Source organism: Pyxidicoccus xibeiensis (assembly GCF_024198175.1).
In the GTDB taxonomy this organism is placed as follows: Bacteria; Myxococcota; Myxococcia; order Myxococcales; family Myxococcaceae; genus Myxococcus; species Myxococcus xibeiensis.
Map to the genome: position 1 here is coordinate 661,027 of NZ_JAJVKV010000001.1, position 17,487 is coordinate 678,513.

Consider the following 17,487-nt stretch of genomic DNA (forward strand, 5'->3'; position numbering starts at 1 on the left):
CTAGAGGCCCAGTCCCCGCCGGATGGCCTTCACCACCTCGGGCGGCGGGGGTGTCACGTCCACGATGAGCGCGTGCAGGGGCGGCTCCAACGTGGCGAGCTGGCTGTCCAGCAGCGACGGCGGCATGAAGTGGCCCTGGCGCTGCGACAGCCGGTGGGCCAGCACCTCGCGCGGCGCGTCCAGGTACACGAAGCGCACGCGCTCCGGGTCCACCGCCAGCCTGTCCCGGTAGGCCTTCTTCAGCGCGGAGTTCGCCAGCACCAGGTCCTCGCCCCGCGCCAGCGCGTCCGCCATCACCTGCCGGATGGCCGCCAGCCATGGCCACCGGTCCTCGTCCGTCAGCGGCACGCCCGCGGCCATCTTCTCCACGTTGGCCTTCGGGTGCAGGTCGTCCGCGTCCACGAAGCGCCAGCCCAGCGCCTCCGCCAGCGCGCGGCCCACCGTCGTCTTCCCCGCTCCGGAGACCCCCATCACGATGACGACCATCCCGCGTGTCCTCCCAGGCCCGTGTGAGCGGCCCATCGTGCGGCCCGAGGCCCCCCTCGCGCCACTGCCTTGGACGCCAAATGCCCACCTCACCACGTCCTGTGAATGTCAGACCCCACGGGTACTCTTCCTTTCGTCGCCGCGACAGACGCGGCACGACGGAGGGGGAAGTACATGGCGGACATCGCGGACGGTGAGCAGCTCGCTCTCCAGGGCTCCGGCTCCAAGCCCTACATCTTGAAGAACACCGGCGGCGTGTACTCGTGCTCGTGCCCCGCCTGGCGCAACCAGTCCATCGCCATCGAGCGCCGCACCTGCAAGCACCTGCGCAAGGTGCGCGGTGACGCCGCCGAGGATGCCCGCGTCGGAGCCGCTGCCTCCGGCACCCCCGCCGCCGCGCCCGCCCGCGCGAAGAAGAGCGCCGCCGCGGCCGACGGCGCAGACGCCTCGGAGCCCGCCGAGAAGGCCCCGCCGCTGCTGCTGGCGCACTCGTGGGAGACGGACGTCGACCTGACGGACTGGTGGATGAGCGAGAAGCTCGACGGCGTGCGCGCGTACTGGGACGGCAAGCGCTTCTGGTCTCGACTGGGCAACGAGTTCTTCGCGCCCGCGTGGTTCACCGCGGGGCTGCCGGACTTCCCGCTCGACGGCGAGCTGTTCGGCGGGCGCAAGCGCTTCCAGCGCACGGTGAGCGTCGTGCGCCGGCAGGACCGGAGCGACGACTGGAAGGAGCTGGTGTTCGTCGCCTTCGACGCCCCTTCCGTGGACGGCACCTTCGAGCAGCGCCTGGAGCACTGCCGCAACTGGATGGAGAAGGCGAAGCCCGCGTACGCGCGCTGGCACGAGCACGCGCGCTGCCAGGGCACGCCGCACCTGCGCCAGGAGCTGGAGCGCGTGGAGGGGCTGGGCGGCGAGGGGCTCATGCTGCGCAAGCCGGGCTCGCGCTACGAGGCGGGGCGCTCGCACACGCTGCTGAAGGTGAAGAGCTTCAAGGACGACGAGGCGCGCGTGGTGGGCCACGTGCCCGGCGCGGGCCGGCACAAGGGCCGCCTGGGCGCGCTGGAGGTGGAGCTGCGCAATGGCACGCGCTTCAGCGTGGGCACCGGCCTGTCCGACGCCGAGCGCGAGTCCCCGCCCGCCGTGGGCACCGTCATCACCTTCCGCTACCAGGAGCTGTCCGACGACGGCGTGCCCCGCTTCCCGTCGTACGTGGGCGTTCGCATCGACGCGCCCCCCTTCGCCGCGACGGAGAAGCCGAAGGCCCGCGCCAAGGCCTGACACACACACCGTGGGAGCGTGAAGAGGCGTCGCGGGGGACCCGCCTCCCCCGAGCGCCAGTCGCGGTCCGCTGGTCGACGGAGCCTGCGCGCAGTGCCCGCTGGCGGAAGGCAGACAGGTTCAGCGAGCACTCGTGCCCGTGAAAGCGATGGACGAAACGCCACCGGGTCGCTTTCGCGAATTCTCGCGCGCTGGTGAAGCGGCCGCGCGCCTGTGTGAGCTAGCCGTCATCGCAACGGTGCGAACCGGCGTCTCATACCGGGGGCCCTCGTTCCCGAAAGGCTTGCGCGGTCTACAGACAGACGATGCAACGTCCTTGCAGATGCCAGGGAATCCCCGTCCTGGTGTCTCCTTGAGGGGACCATGCACTGCGAGCTCTGTCTGTCCGAACATCCCGAGGACGTACTGTGTGGAGACCCGCACTGGACGCAGGTGAGCCTGTCCACCGGTGCGCCGGAGAGCCAGCCGGTGGACCTCACCGGCCAGACGCTGGGCCACTACCGCCTGGTGCGCCGGCTGGGCGCGGGCGGCATGGGCACGGTGTACCTGGGAGAGCAGACGCTCATCGGCGCGCGGGTGGCGGTGAAGGTGCTGCACCCGCACCTGGGCCATGACGAGAGCCTGCGCGCGCGCTTCTACGCGGAGGCGCGCACCGTCAACGTCGTGGGCCACCCGCACATCGTCCACATCTTCGACATCAGCGAGGCGCCCGGCGGCATCCACTACTTCGTCATGGAGTACCTGGAGGGCGTGCCGCTGTCGCGCCTGCCCCGGCCCATGGACCCGGCGCAGCTGGTGCTGCTGCTGGCGCAGGCGTGTGACGCGCTGGACGCGGCGCACCGCTGCGGGGTGGTGCACCGCGACTTGAAGCCGGACAACCTCTTCGTGGTGCGGCGCGCGGGCGAGGCGCCGTCGCTGCGGGTGCTGGACTTCGGCGTGGCGAAGGCGCGCCGGCCCCGCTCCGAGGACGACACCGCGGCGGGCATCGTCCTGGGCACGCCGGCGTACATGGCGCCGGAGCAGTGGGCGGGCCAGCCGGTGGACGGGCGCGCGGACATCTATGCGCTGGCGGTGACGGCCTACTACCTGGCCACCGGGCAGCTGCCCTTCGAGCGGGGGCAGATGGCGGAGCTGGCGCTGTCCTCGGGGCCGGTGCCGGGCCCGATGCCGGCGCACATGCTGGCGCCCTCGGTGCCCCCGGCCCTCTCGGACGTGCTGCTGCGCGCGCTGGCGCGCCGGTGCGAGGACCGCTACCCCGGCGCGCTGGACTTCAAGGCGGCCCTGCTCGCCGCCACCGCGCCGCCCGTGGAGCCGCGCCTCCCGGCGGAGGAGCCGCCGCGAAGCCACACGCCGGTGCCCTCGTCGCAGGTGGTGCTGGACGAGGAGGGCCCCGCGGTGGAGCCCAGCAGCGTCACCCCGCCGCTCACCTGGGTGGCCGTCGTGCGCCGCCGCTCCGGCGCCGACACCGTGGAGGTGCGCTGCACGGAGCTGAGCAAGGGCGGCCTCTTCATGTGCTGCGCGGAGCCCTTCCCCCGCCTCTTCACCCGGCTGGAGTTCAGCCTGCTGCTGGCCGGAGAGGAAATCGCGTGCGCGGGCGAGGTGGTGCGGCACGTGGACTCCGCCCAGGCCCGCGCGTGGAGCATGTCCCCCGGCGTGGGCGTGCAGTTCATCAACCCCACCGCCCGTCTGCGCGAGCTCATACACCGCGTCCAGCCCAGCCGCGTGGCCACGCCCGCACCGCCAGGCACGACGCCCGCCGCCCACCCCTGAGAACAACGCCCTTGTCCGAAGGTACAAGCGCCATCCCATCACCGAGGTGATTCGGTTGCGCTCCTGAGAGCGGCCAGCGTTCCCTTCCTGACTGGGTCGGACTTCCAACCTCACGCGAGGCTTTCATGGAAGTCGTAACCCGATAGCCTTGGAGCATCATGAGTCGCGAGGCAAAGCGCACGAGCAGGAAGCACGTCCGGCTCCCGGGAGTCGCCGTCCCGTTGTCATTACTGGTGCTGCTGGCGGTGAGCGCCTGTCAGGACGCGGCGACGGCGGCCGGGACGGCGCTGTATGTCACGACGGAGTTCGACCCGCTGCTGCAGCTCACCCAGTTCCGGGTGACGGGCGACGTGGACGACGGCAGCGGCATCCCCTCCTCGCTGCTGCCGGAGAGCGCCGGACGCATCCTGGAGAGCGGGGAGACGTTCCGCGTGCTGCTGCCCGACGCGACGGACGGCGCCCAGGCGACGCTGCGGCTGGAGGGGCTGAGCGGGACGGACGTGGCGGCGGTGGGCACGGCCACGGCGACGGTCCGCGAGGGGTACGAGGTGGACGTGTCGGTGGAGCTGGTGCCCCAGTCGGTGGACCCCGACGCCGGCACGCCGGACTCGGGTACGCCCGACTCCGGGACGCCCGACTCGGGGCCCGGCAACAGCTGCCTGGACTGCGCGGATGGCTGCTGCCGCAACAACGCCTGCGTGCCCCGCACCTTCATGACGTGCGGCGTGGGTGGGGTGGCGTGCACGGCGTGTGACCCGGGGCGGGCCAGTGCCTGCTCGCCCCAGGGCTTCTGCGCCTGCGGCAGCGGCCCCGCGTGCAGCGGCCCCGGCGTGGACCGGTGCACGAACGGCGAGTGCAAGTGCGGCAGCAGCGGGCCCTGCGGCCCCGGCCAGGAGTGCGTGGGAGGCACGTGCCGGTGCACCCCCACCTCCTGCCCCAGCGGCTGCTGCGCGGGCAACACCTGCGAGCCGGGCAACGAGCAGTCCAAGTGCGGCACGCGTGGCCAGGCGTGCAACCAGTGCCGCAGGAGTTGCGAGGAGGACCGCACGTGCAAGTAGGCACGCGCGGTCCCGGCATCGGTCCGGGTGCCTGCTACTTCGGCTCCTCGTAGTCCTCGGGCTTGCCCGAGCCACCGACGCCCTGGGGCGGCATGTCGCCCCAGCCCGCCTCGTACATCGTCTTCCACTTCCACTGCCCGTCGCGCTTCACCACGACTCCGGCGTTGCGGCCCTTGTACTGCTTGCCGCCCGCCGTCATGGTGAAGTCATTGGTGTACGTGGCGAGCGAGTCCGACAGCACGGTGATGGTGGGCTTCTGCTTCATCTTCGCGTCCGGAGGCATCTGCGCGAACATCGACTTCATCATCTCTTCCATCTTCTGGCGGTCGTACGTCTCCTCCTTGGGGACGCCCTTGCTGTCGTCCGTCACCCAGTAGGAGGGGAAGTCCACCCGGGCGAGCGCCGCCTGGACGTCCCGCTTCTGCATGATGACGTCCTCCTCCTTGAAGAACGCTTCAATCTCCTTCTTGGTCTTCGCCTCGTTGGTCGGCTTGCGCGTCCATGGCCCCATCTTCTCCAGGTCCATGACCATGCCCGAGCCACCCGAGGCGGGTGGGGACTCCCGGTCCTGCTGCTTGTCCTGCTCCTGCGCCCAGACAGGCGCGCTGAGCACCAGCGAGGCGAGACACACCGCGATTCGACGCATCATGAGCGACCTCCTCCTCGCCTGAAGGTGGCCGCCGTCCCGGCCCCGGGCCAGCCGGCCCTCCCGTGCCCGCCCCACCCCGGGGACGCCCCGGAGCGCGCGCTACCGCACGGTGAAGGCGCGCGAGGCGCCGGTGTACGGGCGCACGCGCCCATCCCAGCCCGACTTCCAGTGCCCCGCGTGGACGAGGCGGTAGGTGCCTGGCGCCGCGTCGACAGGGATGTCCCACTCCGTGGAGACGTGCGAGCACGCCAGCGTGGGCACGCAGCTCTCCCGGCGCCACCGGTAGCGCGTCTCCCAGTCCCCGTCGCGCGCCACGTCGAGCCACGCGCCCTCCGGGCCCCGCTGCTGCACGCGCAGGTACGAGCCCTCCAGGCGCAAATCGTTCTTCGGGTGGCCGCCCCAGAAGGTGACGCGCACCGTCTCGCCGCGCGCGTACGCGGGCCGCGCGTCGGTGACGACGTCGCCGAAGTCCACCCAGAGCAGCTTGTCGTCGAAGACCACGCCCGGCTGGAGGCTCGCCTGCTCGTGGCGCAAGTCCCGCGGCGTGGGGCCCGGAGGCACGGGCTGCCCGTCGTGCAGCGACACCGCGAGCGCGTCGAAGGACTGCTGGAGGGCGGCCAGCGTCCACGGGCCGAAGTGGGTGGAGGCGCCCTCGTAGTCCTGGCGCGCGTACTCCTCGCGCGTGGCGACATAGCCCGCGTAGTCGTTGGACAGGCCGGCGATGACGACCTCGGTGATGCCCGCCGGGGCGAGCCGCGCCTGCACGGTGCGCCGCAGCCGGCGCCCGGCCATGGTGGTGAGCTCGAAGGGCACGGCCACCAGCGCCAGGTTGCCCACGGTGACGAGCTGCAGGGGCAGCACCTCCGGCGTCCACGGGTAGGGCTTCATGCCGCCCGTCTCCAGGACGATGGGCTTCTCCCCCTGGCAGGGCGTGGTGGTGAGCGCGCAGGTGAACTGGCTCCACATGTCGTGCAGCTCGGCGCACGAGGCCCCCTCCTCGCCGAAGCCCGGGCCGTCCTCGGCGCCCGCCAGCATGGACAGGCCGATGGCGGCGGTGCAGGTGCGGCGCGGCACGCCGTCCGTCCACGCGGGCGCCACGTCCACCGCGTCCAGCTTCGCCCAGGTGTGCCGGTACTCCACCCCGCCGGTGAGGGGCGCATTGGCGGTGGCCCAAAGCCGCGCCGCGAAGTCGTACTGCCGCGTGGCCGACAGCGCCGTGTCCTCGAAGTCGTCCGCGCCGCCGCCGTCCGTGCCGCCCAGCACGTTGGGCGTGACGTCCCCCTCGTTGGCGTTGGCGAAGGCGGCCACGAAGGTGTCCCCGCCGGCGAGGTGGCGCTCGCCTTGCGCGCGCTCGAAGAGGGCCGAGGCCAGACCCTTGTTGTCGCCGCTGATGAGCCGGTTGTCGTTGCCCATGGACGTGGCGTGCACGGGGAACCAGTTGATGAGGCCCACCTCGTCACCGTCGGTGCGCGTCAGCCGCACCAGCGTCATCCGCGTGTCCACGTCCTGCGCGTAGAGGGCGCGCTCCCCGGGCGGGTTGAGGCGGTAGGCCTCCGGCGAGCGGTTGCGGCTGGCCCCGACGAGCTCGCCCGTGGCCAGCCGGAGGGTGCCGTCGGCCAGCCGCTCGTGGGCGCGGGCAATGGACGCGACGATGCCGGAGACGATGGCCTCGAAGTTCTGCGGCACGAAGCCGAAGGTCGTCAGGTTGTAGAGGGTGTAGTGCGAGTACCCGCCCGGCCCCGAGTGCGTGTGCGTGGCGCTCAGGAGGACGTTGTCGTCCGAGTAGACGTCGCCGTAGCGCGAGCGCAGCCGCTCCACCACCTGCTGCTTCACGGCCTGGAACACCATGCCCAGGTCCGCGCTGACGAAGGCCACCCGCCGGCCGTTGCAGGGCGAGGCGATGACGAAGGCCCGCGAGCGCAGCCGCTGGTGGATGCCGGCCGTCTGCTGCGCCAGCTGTCCGTAGCCCATCATCCCCACCTCGGCGGCGGGGCCGGTGATGTCCCCCGTGCCCGCGCCGACGAAGAAGCGCTGCTGGCCCGCGCAGCTGGCCGGGGCGGGCGGGGAGGCAGGGCTGGAGGCCCCGGCCGCCGTGCCGAGCACGAGGACGAGTGCCAGCGAGAGCCGGACGAGGAGTGTGCGCATGCCTGCCTCCGGAGCGCCTGGGGAGGGCGCCTCCTCCTGGAAAGGTGGTGACGGTGCGAAGGCCCGGGCAGGGCCGGCGTGCGGCCGCCGTCGTGCGGACTACAGTCGCAGGCCCGTCCTGTCAGCGTCCAGACCGAGCGGCGGAGGAGGTGCCGCTCACGCGTCCGGTCGGCTCGCCGCGCTGGCCTTGGGCGGGGCCACGTTCAGCGCCACGCGGAAGGTGGTGCCCGCGCCCACCGACGACTCCACGGAGATGTGGCCGCCCAGCGCGTTGACGATGGTGTCGCAGATGGACAGGCCCAGGCCGGTGCCCACACCCGCGGACTTGGTGGTGAAGAACGGGTCGAAGATGCGGCGCAGGTGCTCGGGAGGGATGCCCTGGCCGGTGTCTCGCACCATGACCACCACCCGGCCGCCCTCCTCCAGGTAGGTGGTGAGGCGAATCTCGTTCGTCTCGGACTGGCCCTCTTCAATCGCGTGCGCGGCGTTGATGAGCAGGTTGAGGAACACCTGGAACAGCTTGCCCTCGTTGCCGCGCACCGGGGGCACCTCGCCGTAGTCCTTCACCAGCTTCGCGCGGGCGCGCACCACGCTGGCCGCCATCTGCGTCACCGAGTCCAGCACCCGGTGCACGTCCACCGCTTCTTCCTTGGTGTCCTCCACGCGGGAGAAGACGCGCAGCTGGCGGACAATCTGCCGCATGCGCTCGGCGCCCTCGCGGGCGTCGTCCAGCACCTGGCGGCACTCCACCAGCTCGTCGTGCGTGAGGGGCCGCGAGCGCGGGCCCACCGTGCCGTGGAGGTAGTCCAGGTTGGACAGCACGTAGGCGAGCGGGTTGTTCAGCTCGTGGGCGATGCCGGCGGCCAGCAGGCCCATGGAGGCCATGCGGTCGGTGAGCATCAGCTGGGCCTGGGTGCGCTTGCGCTCGGTGAAGTCGCGCGCCACCGTCACCCGGGCGGGCGCGCCGTCGAAGACGACGGACATCGTCACCAGGTCGGCAATCATCACCTCGCCGTCGCGGCGCATCAGCGGCACTTCCACCGCGCGCGACGCGCGCTGGCTCTCCAGCGCCTGGCCCAGGTGGAGCTGCGCCGCGGCGCGGTCCTCGTGCCGCACCAGCTCCAGCACGTGCCGGCCCACCAGCTCCGAGGCGTCGCGGAAGCCCAGGTACTGCACCAGGGCGGGGTTCACCGACAGCAGCACCCCGTCCCCCACGTGCACCATGACGGGGTCCGGGAAGGCCTCAATCAGCAGGTGGACGCCGGCCTCGGTGCGCTTGAGCGTCGTCTCCGTGCGCACGCGCAGCGCGTTGGCGGTGCGCTGCTCCAGCGCGAGGGAGAGGGCGCCGGCCGCGCCGGACAGGAGGTTGACCTCGATGGGGCCCCAGGGGCGCGCCTCGCGGCAGTTGTCGAAGCCGATGACGCCGAAGAGCTGGCCGTGCACGTGCAGCGGCAGCAGGAGCACGGAGCGCACGCCCTGCGCCTCCAGCACCGGCCGGAGCATCTCCGGGAAGTCGGTGGGCAGGCCCTGCACGGGCTCGCCCGCGAGCAGCCGCGCGGCCTGCGCGGGGTGCAGCGCCTGCTCCATCGGCAGGCCGTGCATGGTGGGGTCATCCAGGTTGGGTTCGATGCCGGCGGCGCACCACTCCGTGCGCTGGGAGCCCAGCAGGGCGCCGTCCTGGTTGTGGTGCGTCTCGAAGACGTAGACGCGGCTGGCGTCGGACACGCGGCCCAGGGGCTCCACGACGGCGCCGTACAGGTCCATGGGGCGCTCGCGCGGCATCATCCGCCGCTGCACCTCCACCATGGCCTCCAGGTAGCGCTCGCGCGTGGTGACGGCGTCCTGCGCCTGCCGGCGGGCCGTCACGTCCATCAGCGTGCCCACCACCGCGCCGGGGGCGGTGGGCAGGGCGCAGGCGGACAGCTCCACCCAGCGCGGGCCTCCGCCCTCCCCCGACACCAGGCGCAGCTCCTCGCGGGTGACGGCGTCCGGGCGGGCGGCGGCGGAGCGCAGCAGCCCGCGCGCCCGCTCCTGGTCCTCCGGAACGAAGACGTCCGCCAGCGAGCGCCCCAGCCACGCGCCCACCGACATGCCGGTGAGCCGCTCCCAGGGCAGCTCGAGCCAGGTGAGGCGCCCTTCCGTGTCGAGCTGGAAGACGACCTCGCGCAGCAGCTCTCCGAGGAGCCGCGAGCGCGAGGCCTCCAGGGACGCGCCCGCTTCCGGCGTGCTGGCGACGCTGGAGTCGGGGGACATGGGCGCTCGGGAGCCGTCAGGGTATGGCTCGGAAGCCATCCCAGGGGCGTCGCCGTGCCTCGCGTCCCGTTGCTCGTCTGCCAAGTCCGGCCTCCTGCGCCCTCCGCGGGGGGGGCCGGCGCCCTGACAGCGCACGGCTGCCGGGAGCATTCCAGACCCTGATTCCCCTCCCGGTGACGACCTCGACCCGAAGCATACGGTGACTGAATGTCTGGAAGTCAATGAAGGCGAGCGGGGTTCACCCTGCGTCCTCGGGCTCCCATCCACCCGGAGCACCCGAGCGAGGGCGCTCCCGCCGGTCTCCAATGACGCGAGCGGGCACGCCGGCGACAATCGACCAGGCAGGCACGTCCCGGGTGACGACGGCCCCCATGCCCACCACGGCGTGGTCTCCCACGGTGACGCCGTCGGTGATGCCGGCGTTGGCGCCCACCCACACGTCCGCGCCGAGGACGATGCCGCGCGAGGTGACGGGCTGCTCGCGCACGGGCCGGTCCGGGGCGAGGCCGTGGTCGAAGGCGTACAGGGTGGCGCCGGTGGCGATGCGGGTGCCCTCGCCGATGCGCAGGCCGGCGGCCCCGCCGTCCAGGCTGGCCCGCGCGTTGATGCTCACCCGGGGGCCGAGGACGGCGGGCCCATGGAGGAAGACGTCGGCGGCGATGCTGCAGCCGGGGCCGATGGAGACGGTGCGGCCGAGCTCGGCGAAGATGCGGGCCTCGGGCGCGATGAAGCACCCTTCCGCAATCTCCACCGTCTCCAGCTCGCGCAGCCGGTCCTGCACCTCGCGCTGCCAGGCGTCCGCCCACGCGCGGTGGCGGGGCTTGAGGACGAAGTAGAGCCACGGCATCCAGGAGAGCCGGAGCTTGTGTTGTTCGCGGCGGCGCGCGGCGAGGGCATCCACGGGCCCTTCCCTACCACGGGGTGCGTCAGCCCGCGGCTTCGACGGTGAAGCAGCGGTGCGTCAGCCCGCGGCTTCGACGGTGAAGCGGCGGTGCGTCAGCCCGCGGCTTCGACTGTGAAGCGGCAGCGCTCGCGCTCGGCGGCGACGAGGGCGTCCACGTCGGCGTCCCCGGCCTGGGGCTCCAGGCGCGACACCATGTCGTCCGGCTCCCACCGGTAGGGCTCGCCGTTGAGCAGCACCCGGCCGTCGGCCACCGCGCGCGTGGCCTCCTGCACGGGCAGGTGCGCGGTGTCGCGCACCAGCGCCTCGAAGCGGCCCTGCCGCACGGGGTCCGCGAAGCGGAAGCGCGAGCGCGACAGCGCGGCCGGGTGGAACCACATGGGGCGGAAGGCCACGCCGGCCAGCCCCACCCGCTTCGCCATCAGCAGCAGCATCTCCGTGGCCTCGCGGCCCAGGCCCAGCCCCGGCACGTCCTGGCCGGGCAGCTGCGGCCGGCGCTCGCTGAAGCGCGCGCGCGGGTGGCGCAGGCTCAGCCAGTTGAGGAAGAGGAAGGGCTCACCCGCCACGGGCCGCCGCTCCACCACGCAGTCCACCAGCAGGTGCTCCTGGCCCGCGGCCTTCCCCAGCACCTTGATGCGGTCGCCCGCGCCCGTGGAGCCCACCTCCACCCGGAGCCGGCTGTAGCCCAGCCGCTCCACGTGCGACAGCAGCCCGAACCGGAACAGCGTGTACTCCAGCGACTGCGCCGTGTAGTAGCCCAGCACCTTCGGCTGCAGCGTGGCGCCCAGGCCCAGAGAGCCCTCCAGGTCCTCCAGCGACAGCGTGATTTCCTCCGGCACGCCCTCCTGCGACAGCAGCCGGGAGATGCGCTGGTAGCGCGCGCTCAGCGGGTCATACCGCGCCTTGATGGCGCGCGAGCCCTTCCCCGCCAGCACCAGCACCGTGCCCGCGAACACCTTCCAGGACTCGGAGTGGTAGCCGCCGCCCGGCAGCCACACGCTCGGGACTCCGCGCAGCGCGCGCTCCAGCGCCCTATCTCTGCGCCGTGCGCCCTCCAGCGTCAGCCCCACGCGGCCGAAGCGGTCCCCCTTCAGCACGTCCCCGCCGGCGATGACGAAGGCCATGTCCGCCCGGGGCATGCGCGCCAGCAGCCCCTCCAGCAGCGAGAGGTAGTCGTTGTCGCTGACGCCCTCGGGCACCCGCGTCTCGTCCACCTCCAGCGGGAGCGAGCCCCAGTCGCTGCCGGACAGCGAGCCAATCCACGCCTTCTCCTGGCCGGCCAGGCACTCCGCCGTGCCGTCGGGCGGGTGCGCGTCCAGGTCCACCACCACGGTGCGCCCGTCGAAGCCGTCCGCGTGGAGCGCCGCCAGCGCCACCGCGATGTCGTTCACCGCGCAGAAGCCGCCGCCCCGGGCCGGCGCCGCGTGGTGGAAGCCGCCCGCCATGTTCACCACCGGGCCCTTGCGCGCCAGCGCCAGCCGCGCCGCGCCCAGCGTGCCGCCGCAGACGAGCCGCACGTTGGTCAGCAGCGTGTCCACCGGGACTTCCGACGGGTCCGTGGCGAAGATGCGCGCCAGCGTCTCCGGGCGGCCGAGGGACTCGAGGTACGCCGGCTCGTGCACGCGCGCGAGCTCCGCGTAGCTCACCGGCAGCGGGCGGTGCACGTCCGCCGGGCGCACCACGCCCTTCTCCAGCAGGTACCAGGTGGTGAAGTCCACCCCGCGCGGCTCGATGCCCACCGAGGACTCGATGCCGGTGAGCGGCAGCCGGTAGGACTCGTCGTAGAAGATGGGCACGCTCGCGCCACCGCTTCCGGGCACCCACTTGCCCAGCCAGTCCCACACGCTCATGCGCGGCACCTCGAACGGGACGGGGCGCCGGGAGCGACGACGTCGGTGGTGGACACTGGAGCGGGGCGGAGACGTGGCACGGAGGCCGCGAGCTTCGCGCAGTGAACGCCCTCCCGGGATGTTTTTCGTGACTGTCCGGCGGCTGGATTGCGTTTCACCGGGGGTGAGGGGTAGGCAGCCGGCCCGACGGGACCGCCTGACGGGCGGCCTGTACACCCGGGGGGTCTTCCATGTCGTCGTTCCGTTCGCTGTGCCTTGCCGCCGTGGCGCTGTGCCTGGTGGCCCTGCCCTCTTCCGCCGCGGACACGTACGCGAAGACGCGCTACCCCATCGTGCTCGCACACGGGATGGCGGGCTTCGACTCGCTGTTCGGCGTGCTGGACTACTTCCATGGCGTGCAGTCCACGCTGGCCTCGGGCGGCGCGCGCGTCTACGTGACGCGCGTGCCCGCCTTCAACGCCACGGAGGCCCGCGGCGAGGCGCTGCTGGCGCAGGTGGAGGACATCGTCGCGCGCACCGGCTGCGGGAAGGTGAACCTCATCGGCCACAGCCACGGCGGCCTGGACGTGCGCTACGTGGCGGCGGTGCGGCCGGACCTGGTGGCGTCGGTGACGACGGTGGGCTCGCCACACAAGGGCGCGGCCCTGGCCGACCACCTGCGCGCCAACCTGACGGCCGGGGGGCTCGGCGAGGGCGTGCTGTCCTTCTTCGCCAACCACCTGGGCACGGTGCTGGGCTTGCTGTCCGGCAGGACGCGGCCGCAGGACGCCGTGAAGGGCCTGGACGCGCTCACCGGAGCGGGGCTGGCCCGGTACAACGCGCGCTTCCCCGCGGGCGTGCCCGCCACCGCGTGCGGCCAGGGCGCGGCCACCGGGATGGCGGGCCAGCGGTACTACTCGTGGTCGGGAACGGGCGTCGTCACCAACCTGCTGGACGTGTCCGACGGCGCGCTGGGCCTGTCGTCCTTCTTCTACCGCGAGGCCAATGACGGCCTCGTGGGCCGGTGCAGCTCGCACTTCGGCACCGTGCTGCGCGACGACTACGCGATGAACCATGCGGACGAGGTGAACCAGGTGCTCGGCCTCACCGCCCTGTTCCAGACGGACCCGAAGTCCGTGTACCGCGCGCACGCGAACCGGCTGAAGAACGCGGGCCTGTGAGGTGCGGGCCGGCGTGGTCGCGAGGAGCGCCGACGGCTCGGCCCATGAGCACCGGGGCAAGCTTGCGGGCGCGCCTGCCGGCAGGGACCTGACGGGGGCCCGGAGGCGCACTGGAGGCTTGCTGTTCGGAAATGTCGGGACATTTCGCGGCGCAAAACCCCCGACATTTCCGAACAGTGACCTTCGGCCCCCGCTCCGGGGCCTCCCCTGCCGCGAGCCGGGAGCAGGCCGCCAATGATGGCGTGTCCATCTACAGCTTCTGGGGGCCCGCTGGAGCCTGTCCCGGGTCCTCCACGAACAGGTGGATACCGCTGCGACGGGCTGCCGCGTGAAGCAGGGGGCACATGCCATGAAGACCCGCATCTCCCACCGCTGCGGCGGGCTGCCGCGTGGCAGCAGGGGGCACACGCCATGAAAACCGGCATCTCCTACCGCTGCTACGGGCTGTCGCGTGGCAGCAGGGGCGCACGCCATGAAGACCCGCATTGCCTACCGTTGCGACGGGCTGCCGCGTGGCAGCAGGGGCACACGCCATGAAGACCCGCATTGCCTACCGCTGCGGCGGGCTGCCGCGTGGCAGTAGGGGGCACACGCCATGAAAACCCGCATTGCCATCGTGCTGCTCGTTGCTGTCTGCATGGGAGGAGGCGCGCGCGGGTGGCTCGCGGCCTGGAGTGAGGACCCCTCCGGGAGCCGAGCGTTCCCTGACACGGCAGCGCTGAGCCGGGAGGACCTGGCCCGCCCGGCGAGTGGCGATGCGCGGCCCCGGGCCGGAGCGGACACGGAGACGGGCTCCAGCGGGGACGCGGCCCAGCCCCGGGGCGACCTGCCCAGCAGGCCCACGTCCCTCCAGGACACGGAGGAGGACGGTGCGCTGCGCGTGGACGCGTCAGGCCACCTCGTGCCGTCCGCCGACGTGCGCCTGCTGTTCGACTACTACCTGTCCGCCAGCGGAGAGGAGCCTCCCGAAGTCCTCCGTGCACGCATCGTCTCGGCGCTGCGCGCGAAGCTGCCTCCTGCCGCGGTGGAGGAGGCGGTGCGGCTCCTCGACGACTACCTGGCCTATCGCGAGGCGACGCGCACGCTGCAGGCGCCTCCGGGCAGCGCACCGGACGACCTGGGCAGCCGGCTGGAGGCCGTGCGCCGCCTGCGCCGCGAGCACCTGGGCGACACGGTGGCGGACGCCTTCTTCGGCGCGGACGAGCTGCTGGACGGTGTAGCGCTGGAGCGCCTGCGGCTGGAGCGCGACACGTCGCTGACGCCGGAAGAACGGGAGCGGCGCATCACCGCGCTGGAGGAACGCCTCCCCGCGTCCATGCAGGTCCACCGTGAGGAGGCCCTGCGGCCCCTGCGCCAGCAGGCCGAGGAGCGGGAGCTGCTCGCCACCGGCGCCACGGCCGAGGACCTGCGTCACTACCGCAGGGCCACCGTGGGCGAGGAGGCCACCGCGAGGCTGGAGGCGCTGGACCAGCGGCGCTCCGAGTGGAAGCGGCGACTGGCGGCATTCCGGGCAAAGCGGGAGGCCCTGCGTCTCGCGGAGCCGGACCTGGCCCTGCGCGAGGCCGCGGTGCAGCGGCTGCTCATCGACTCCTTCACGCCCGAGGAGCGCCCCCGCGTGGAGGCCGCCGATGCGCTCGAGGCGGAGCGGGCGGTGCCGTAGCCCTCCCCTTCACCAGCGCTTCTTGCCAGGCGCCACCGATACGCTCGAGACGGAGCTGGCGGTGCCGTAACCCCTCCCCTTCACCAGAGCTTCTTGCCACGCGCGGCCGATGCACGCGAGGCGGAGCGCGCAGTGCCGTAGCCCGTCCTTTCACCAGAGCTTCCTGCCAGACGCCGCCGATGCACGCGAGGCGGAGCGCGCAGTGCCGTAGCCCGTCCTTTCACCAGAGCTTCCACCAGCGCTTCCTGCCAGGCGCCGCCGATGCGCGCGCGACGGAGCACAGTGCTGTAGCCCCGCCCCTCACCAGAGCTTCCACCAGGGCTTCTTGCCAGGCGCCGCCGGGGCGTCGGCTCGGGCCTGGACCGGGCGCGCCGCTTCGCCCGGGAGCCTGCGCCAGGAGCGCAGGATGGCGTCCGCCTCGGCGGAGAACTCCTCGTAGGTCAGGTCGCGCGGCCCACCCACGGTGATACGGAAGACGGCCCCGTCAACATCCGCGAGCCAGCGGGTCGCGGCCACCATGGGCTGCCCCTGCACGACGAAGCGCACGTGGCTCGACACGTGCGGTCTTCCGTCCACCTCCGGCAGCACCTGCGTGTCCACCTCGATGTCCGTCACGCCCTCTTTCGCCCAGGACTCCGCGTTCCGCCGGGCGCCGTCGACCAGCGCCTCCGCGCGACCGGGGCCGGGAGGAAGGACGGCGGCGTCCCGCCAGACATCCATCGTGCGGAGGTCTCCACACGTCAGGCGGGTGAACATGGCGATGTTGCGGCCGAGCCCCATGTCCTGGGAGGGCGTCAGGGTGTAGCGGGGCGGCGGCGTCACCGCACACCCCAGGTCCGGAAGGATGACCTCTCCCTCCGGAGGCAGGGGCAGCGGCTCCAGCACGCGGAGGACGCCGCGCTCGGGAGTCGTCAGCCAGGCCAGCGCGGCGCGCAGGACGCTCAGGCCGTGCTCGGGAAAGCTCGCGTCCCAGGCCGGGTCGTCGAAGTCCTGCTGGCGCTGGTGCTCCATGATTTCGTCCGGCGAGCGTCCCGGCTCCTTCCGCCTGGCGAGGAGGTGCAGCGCCGCCTCACGCCCGCCGGTTTCTCGCGCGAAGTGCCGTATCTGGACCTGGAACGTCCCCACCGCGAGCGGCACCAGCAGGCGCGCCTCGAGGACTTCCAGGCCCGGTTCGTACGCGAGCCGGCCGAGCACCCGGAGCACGGGGGCGCCGTCCACCAGCGTCCGGTCCAGCTCGATGAGCGGAGACCACCTCGGGTCGTCCGTGCGAGGCGGTGAGCGGTCCGGGCCCGCGCGCGTCGCCAGGGCGTCGTACTGGTCCTGGAAGCTGACGCGCAGTTGGTGCTCGACGTCGCTGCGCAGCACCGGGTCGTGCTCGGGTCGCAGGCCCAGGCGCATGGGGTTGAGCGAGAGCACCCAGGACGTGTCGTCCGTGGTGCGCTTGAGCTCGGCCCGCGTCTCATCCTCCGACTTGAGCTGGAAGCCCTCCCCCAGGTGGAGCCTCACACCGAACCGTCCGTCCCGCAGGCTTTCGAGGAACATGGCCGCGGGACATTACTACTCCACCGGACGCCGGGCCTCCGCGCGCAGGGCGGGGCTGCGGCGGTGGAGGGCCCGGGCCACCAGGGCGGTGAGCAGCGCCCACGCCAGCCCCGCCACCCAGCCCGCGAGCACGTCCGTCGGGTAGTGCACGCCCAGGTACACCCGCGTCATCCCCACCATGCCCGGCAGCAGCAGGGCCACGCCCAGGATGTAGGCCTTGAGCCGGCGGCGCTCGGCGAGCTGCGCCAGCAGCGCCCCCAGCGTGAGGTAGACGGTGGCCGACAGCATGGCGTGGCCGCTCGGGAAGCTCTGGGTCATCACCTCCGTGAGGTGCGGCACCACCGAGGGCCGGGGCCGGGAGAAGAGCTGCTTGAGCAGGGTATTGAGCAGCCCGCCGCCCAGCGTCGCCACCAGCACCAGCAGCAGCGTCCGGTAGCGCCGGGCCAGCAGGAGATAGCCACACACCGCCAGGGTGACGAGGAACAGCACCGTCACGCCGCCGAGCGCCGTCACCTCCTCCGCCGACACCGCCAGCCACCAGGGCCCCCGGGGGACGGACGGGTCGGCCGGGTCTCTCAGCATGCGCAGCACGCGCTCGTCGACGTCCTGCGTCTCGCCCTCGGACACCTCGTCGGAGAGGGCGATGAAGCCCAGGAAGCACGCCCCCAGCAACAGCAGCAGCCCGAAGAGCCGCGTCACCGCCGCGTCCACAGTCGACATCCGCTCCCAGAGCCT

At 72.7% G+C, this 17,487-nt stretch carries 13 protein-coding genes; 5 read left to right on the forward strand and 8 right to left on the reverse strand.

Going from position 1 to position 17,487, the window contains the following annotated elements; genetic code table 11:
• On the reverse strand, positions 1-486 hold the full coding sequence (locus LXT23_RS02660; protein ID WP_253978465.1) for a gluconokinase: 486 nt from the start codon (positions 484-486) through the stop codon (positions 1-3).
• 174 nt (positions 487-660) lie between these two features.
• Between LXT23_RS02660 and LXT23_RS02665 the strand changes: the two genes are divergently transcribed.
• The 3 genes from LXT23_RS02665 (at position 661) to LXT23_RS02675 (ending at position 4,592) form a co-directional block, all read left to right on the forward strand.
• Positions 661-1,764, forward strand: coding sequence for a DNA ligase (locus LXT23_RS02665; RefSeq protein WP_253978466.1), 1,104 nt, complete (start codon positions 661-663; stop codon positions 1,762-1,764).
• A 363-nt stretch (positions 1,765-2,127) separates the two neighbouring features.
• Positions 2,128-3,534 (forward strand): protein kinase domain-containing protein, encoded by a 1,407-nt coding sequence (locus tag LXT23_RS02670; RefSeq protein ID WP_253978467.1) that lies wholly within the window; start codon positions 2,128-2,130, stop codon positions 3,532-3,534.
• 158 nt (positions 3,535-3,692) lie between these two features.
• On the forward strand, positions 3,693-4,592 hold the full coding sequence (locus tag LXT23_RS02675; RefSeq protein WP_253978468.1) for a hypothetical protein: 900 nt from the start codon (positions 3,693-3,695) through the stop codon (positions 4,590-4,592).
• A gap of 34 nt (positions 4,593-4,626) precedes the next feature.
• Here the strand turns inward: LXT23_RS02675 and LXT23_RS02680 are convergent, their stop codons facing one another.
• The 5 genes from LXT23_RS02680 to LXT23_RS02700 form a co-directional block, all read right to left on the reverse strand.
• Positions 4,627-5,241: a nuclear transport factor 2 family protein gene (locus LXT23_RS02680; protein WP_253978469.1), complete on the reverse strand. Its 615-nt coding sequence runs from the start codon at positions 5,239-5,241 to the stop codon at positions 4,627-4,629.
• A gap of 99 nt (positions 5,242-5,340) precedes the next feature.
• On the reverse strand, positions 5,341-7,386 hold the full coding sequence (locus LXT23_RS02685; RefSeq protein WP_253978470.1) for a neutral/alkaline ceramidase: 2,046 nt from the start codon (positions 7,384-7,386) through the stop codon (positions 5,341-5,343).
• A gap of 156 nt (positions 7,387-7,542) precedes the next feature.
• Positions 7,543-9,639, reverse strand: a complete 2,097-nt coding sequence (locus tag LXT23_RS02690) for an ATP-binding protein (RefSeq protein ID WP_253978471.1) — start codon at positions 9,637-9,639, stop codon at positions 7,543-7,545.
• 238 nt (positions 9,640-9,877) lie between these two features.
• A complete protein-coding gene (locus tag LXT23_RS02695) occupies positions 9,878-10,486 on the reverse strand; it encodes an acyltransferase (protein WP_256560574.1) in 609 nt (202 codons plus the stop codon).
• A 149-nt stretch (positions 10,487-10,635) separates the two neighbouring features.
• Entirely contained in the window at positions 10,636-12,390 is a 1,755-nt protein-coding gene (locus LXT23_RS02700) for a histone deacetylase family protein (protein ID WP_253978473.1), read from the reverse strand.
• Positions 12,391-12,620: 230 nt separating this feature from the next.
• Here LXT23_RS02700 and LXT23_RS02705 point away from each other — a divergent pair, with 230 nt between their 5' ends.
• Both LXT23_RS02705 and LXT23_RS02710 read left to right on the forward strand, forming a co-directional pair.
• Entirely contained in the window at positions 12,621-13,550 is a 930-nt protein-coding gene (locus LXT23_RS02705; protein WP_253978474.1) for an esterase/lipase family protein, read from the forward strand.
• Between the two features lie 595 nt (positions 13,551-14,145).
• A complete protein-coding gene (locus LXT23_RS02710; RefSeq protein WP_253978475.1) occupies positions 14,146-15,210 on the forward strand; it encodes a lipase secretion chaperone in 1,065 nt (354 codons plus the stop codon).
• 300 nt (positions 15,211-15,510) lie between these two features.
• On the opposite strand, the gene LXT23_RS02715 is transcribed toward LXT23_RS02710, so the two are convergent.
• A complete protein-coding gene (locus LXT23_RS02715; RefSeq protein WP_253978476.1) occupies positions 15,511-16,752 on the reverse strand; it encodes a hypothetical protein in 1,242 nt (413 codons plus the stop codon).
• A 15-nt stretch (positions 16,753-16,767) separates the two neighbouring features.
• Positions 16,768-17,472 (reverse strand): phosphatase PAP2 family protein, encoded by a 705-nt coding sequence (locus tag LXT23_RS02720; protein ID WP_253978477.1) that lies wholly within the window; start codon positions 17,470-17,472, stop codon positions 16,768-16,770.
• Positions 17,473-17,487 lie beyond the last annotated feature (15 nt).

What these genes read in the sequence shown, in the direction of transcription:
- LXT23_RS02660 (WP_253978465.1), bottom strand. Translation starts at nt 486, where the DNA reads ATGGTCGTCATCGTGATGGGGGTCTCCGGAGCGGGGAAGACGACGGTG.
- LXT23_RS02665 (WP_253978466.1), top strand. Translation starts at nt 661, where the DNA reads ATGGCGGACATCGCGGACGGTGAGCAGCTCGCTCTCCAGGGCTCCGGC.
- LXT23_RS02670 (WP_253978467.1), top strand. Translation starts at nt 2,128, where the DNA reads ATGCACTGCGAGCTCTGTCTGTCCGAACATCCCGAGGACGTACTGTGT.
- LXT23_RS02675 (WP_253978468.1), top strand. Translation starts at nt 3,693, where the DNA reads ATGAGTCGCGAGGCAAAGCGCACGAGCAGGAAGCACGTCCGGCTCCCG.
- LXT23_RS02680 (WP_253978469.1), bottom strand. Translation starts at nt 5,241, where the DNA reads ATGATGCGTCGAATCGCGGTGTGTCTCGCCTCGCTGGTGCTCAGCGCG.
- LXT23_RS02685 (WP_253978470.1), bottom strand. Translation starts at nt 7,386, where the DNA reads ATGCGCACACTCCTCGTCCGGCTCTCGCTGGCACTCGTCCTCGTGCTC.
- LXT23_RS02690 (WP_253978471.1), bottom strand. Translation starts at nt 9,639, where the DNA reads ATGTCCCCCGACTCCAGCGTCGCCAGCACGCCGGAAGCGGGCGCGTCC.
- LXT23_RS02695 (WP_256560574.1), bottom strand. Translation starts at nt 10,486, where the DNA reads ATGCCGTGGCTCTACTTCGTCCTCAAGCCCCGCCACCGCGCGTGGGCG.
- LXT23_RS02700 (WP_253978473.1), bottom strand. Translation starts at nt 12,390, where the DNA reads ATGAGCGTGTGGGACTGGCTGGGCAAGTGGGTGCCCGGAAGCGGTGGC.
- LXT23_RS02705 (WP_253978474.1), top strand. Translation starts at nt 12,621, where the DNA reads ATGTCGTCGTTCCGTTCGCTGTGCCTTGCCGCCGTGGCGCTGTGCCTG.
- LXT23_RS02710 (WP_253978475.1), top strand. Translation starts at nt 14,146, where the DNA reads ATGAAAACCCGCATTGCCATCGTGCTGCTCGTTGCTGTCTGCATGGGA.
- LXT23_RS02715 (WP_253978476.1), bottom strand. Translation starts at nt 16,752, where the DNA reads ATGTTCCTCGAAAGCCTGCGGGACGGACGGTTCGGTGTGAGGCTCCAC.
- LXT23_RS02720 (WP_253978477.1), bottom strand. Translation starts at nt 17,472, where the DNA reads ATGTCGACTGTGGACGCGGCGGTGACGCGGCTCTTCGGGCTGCTGCTG.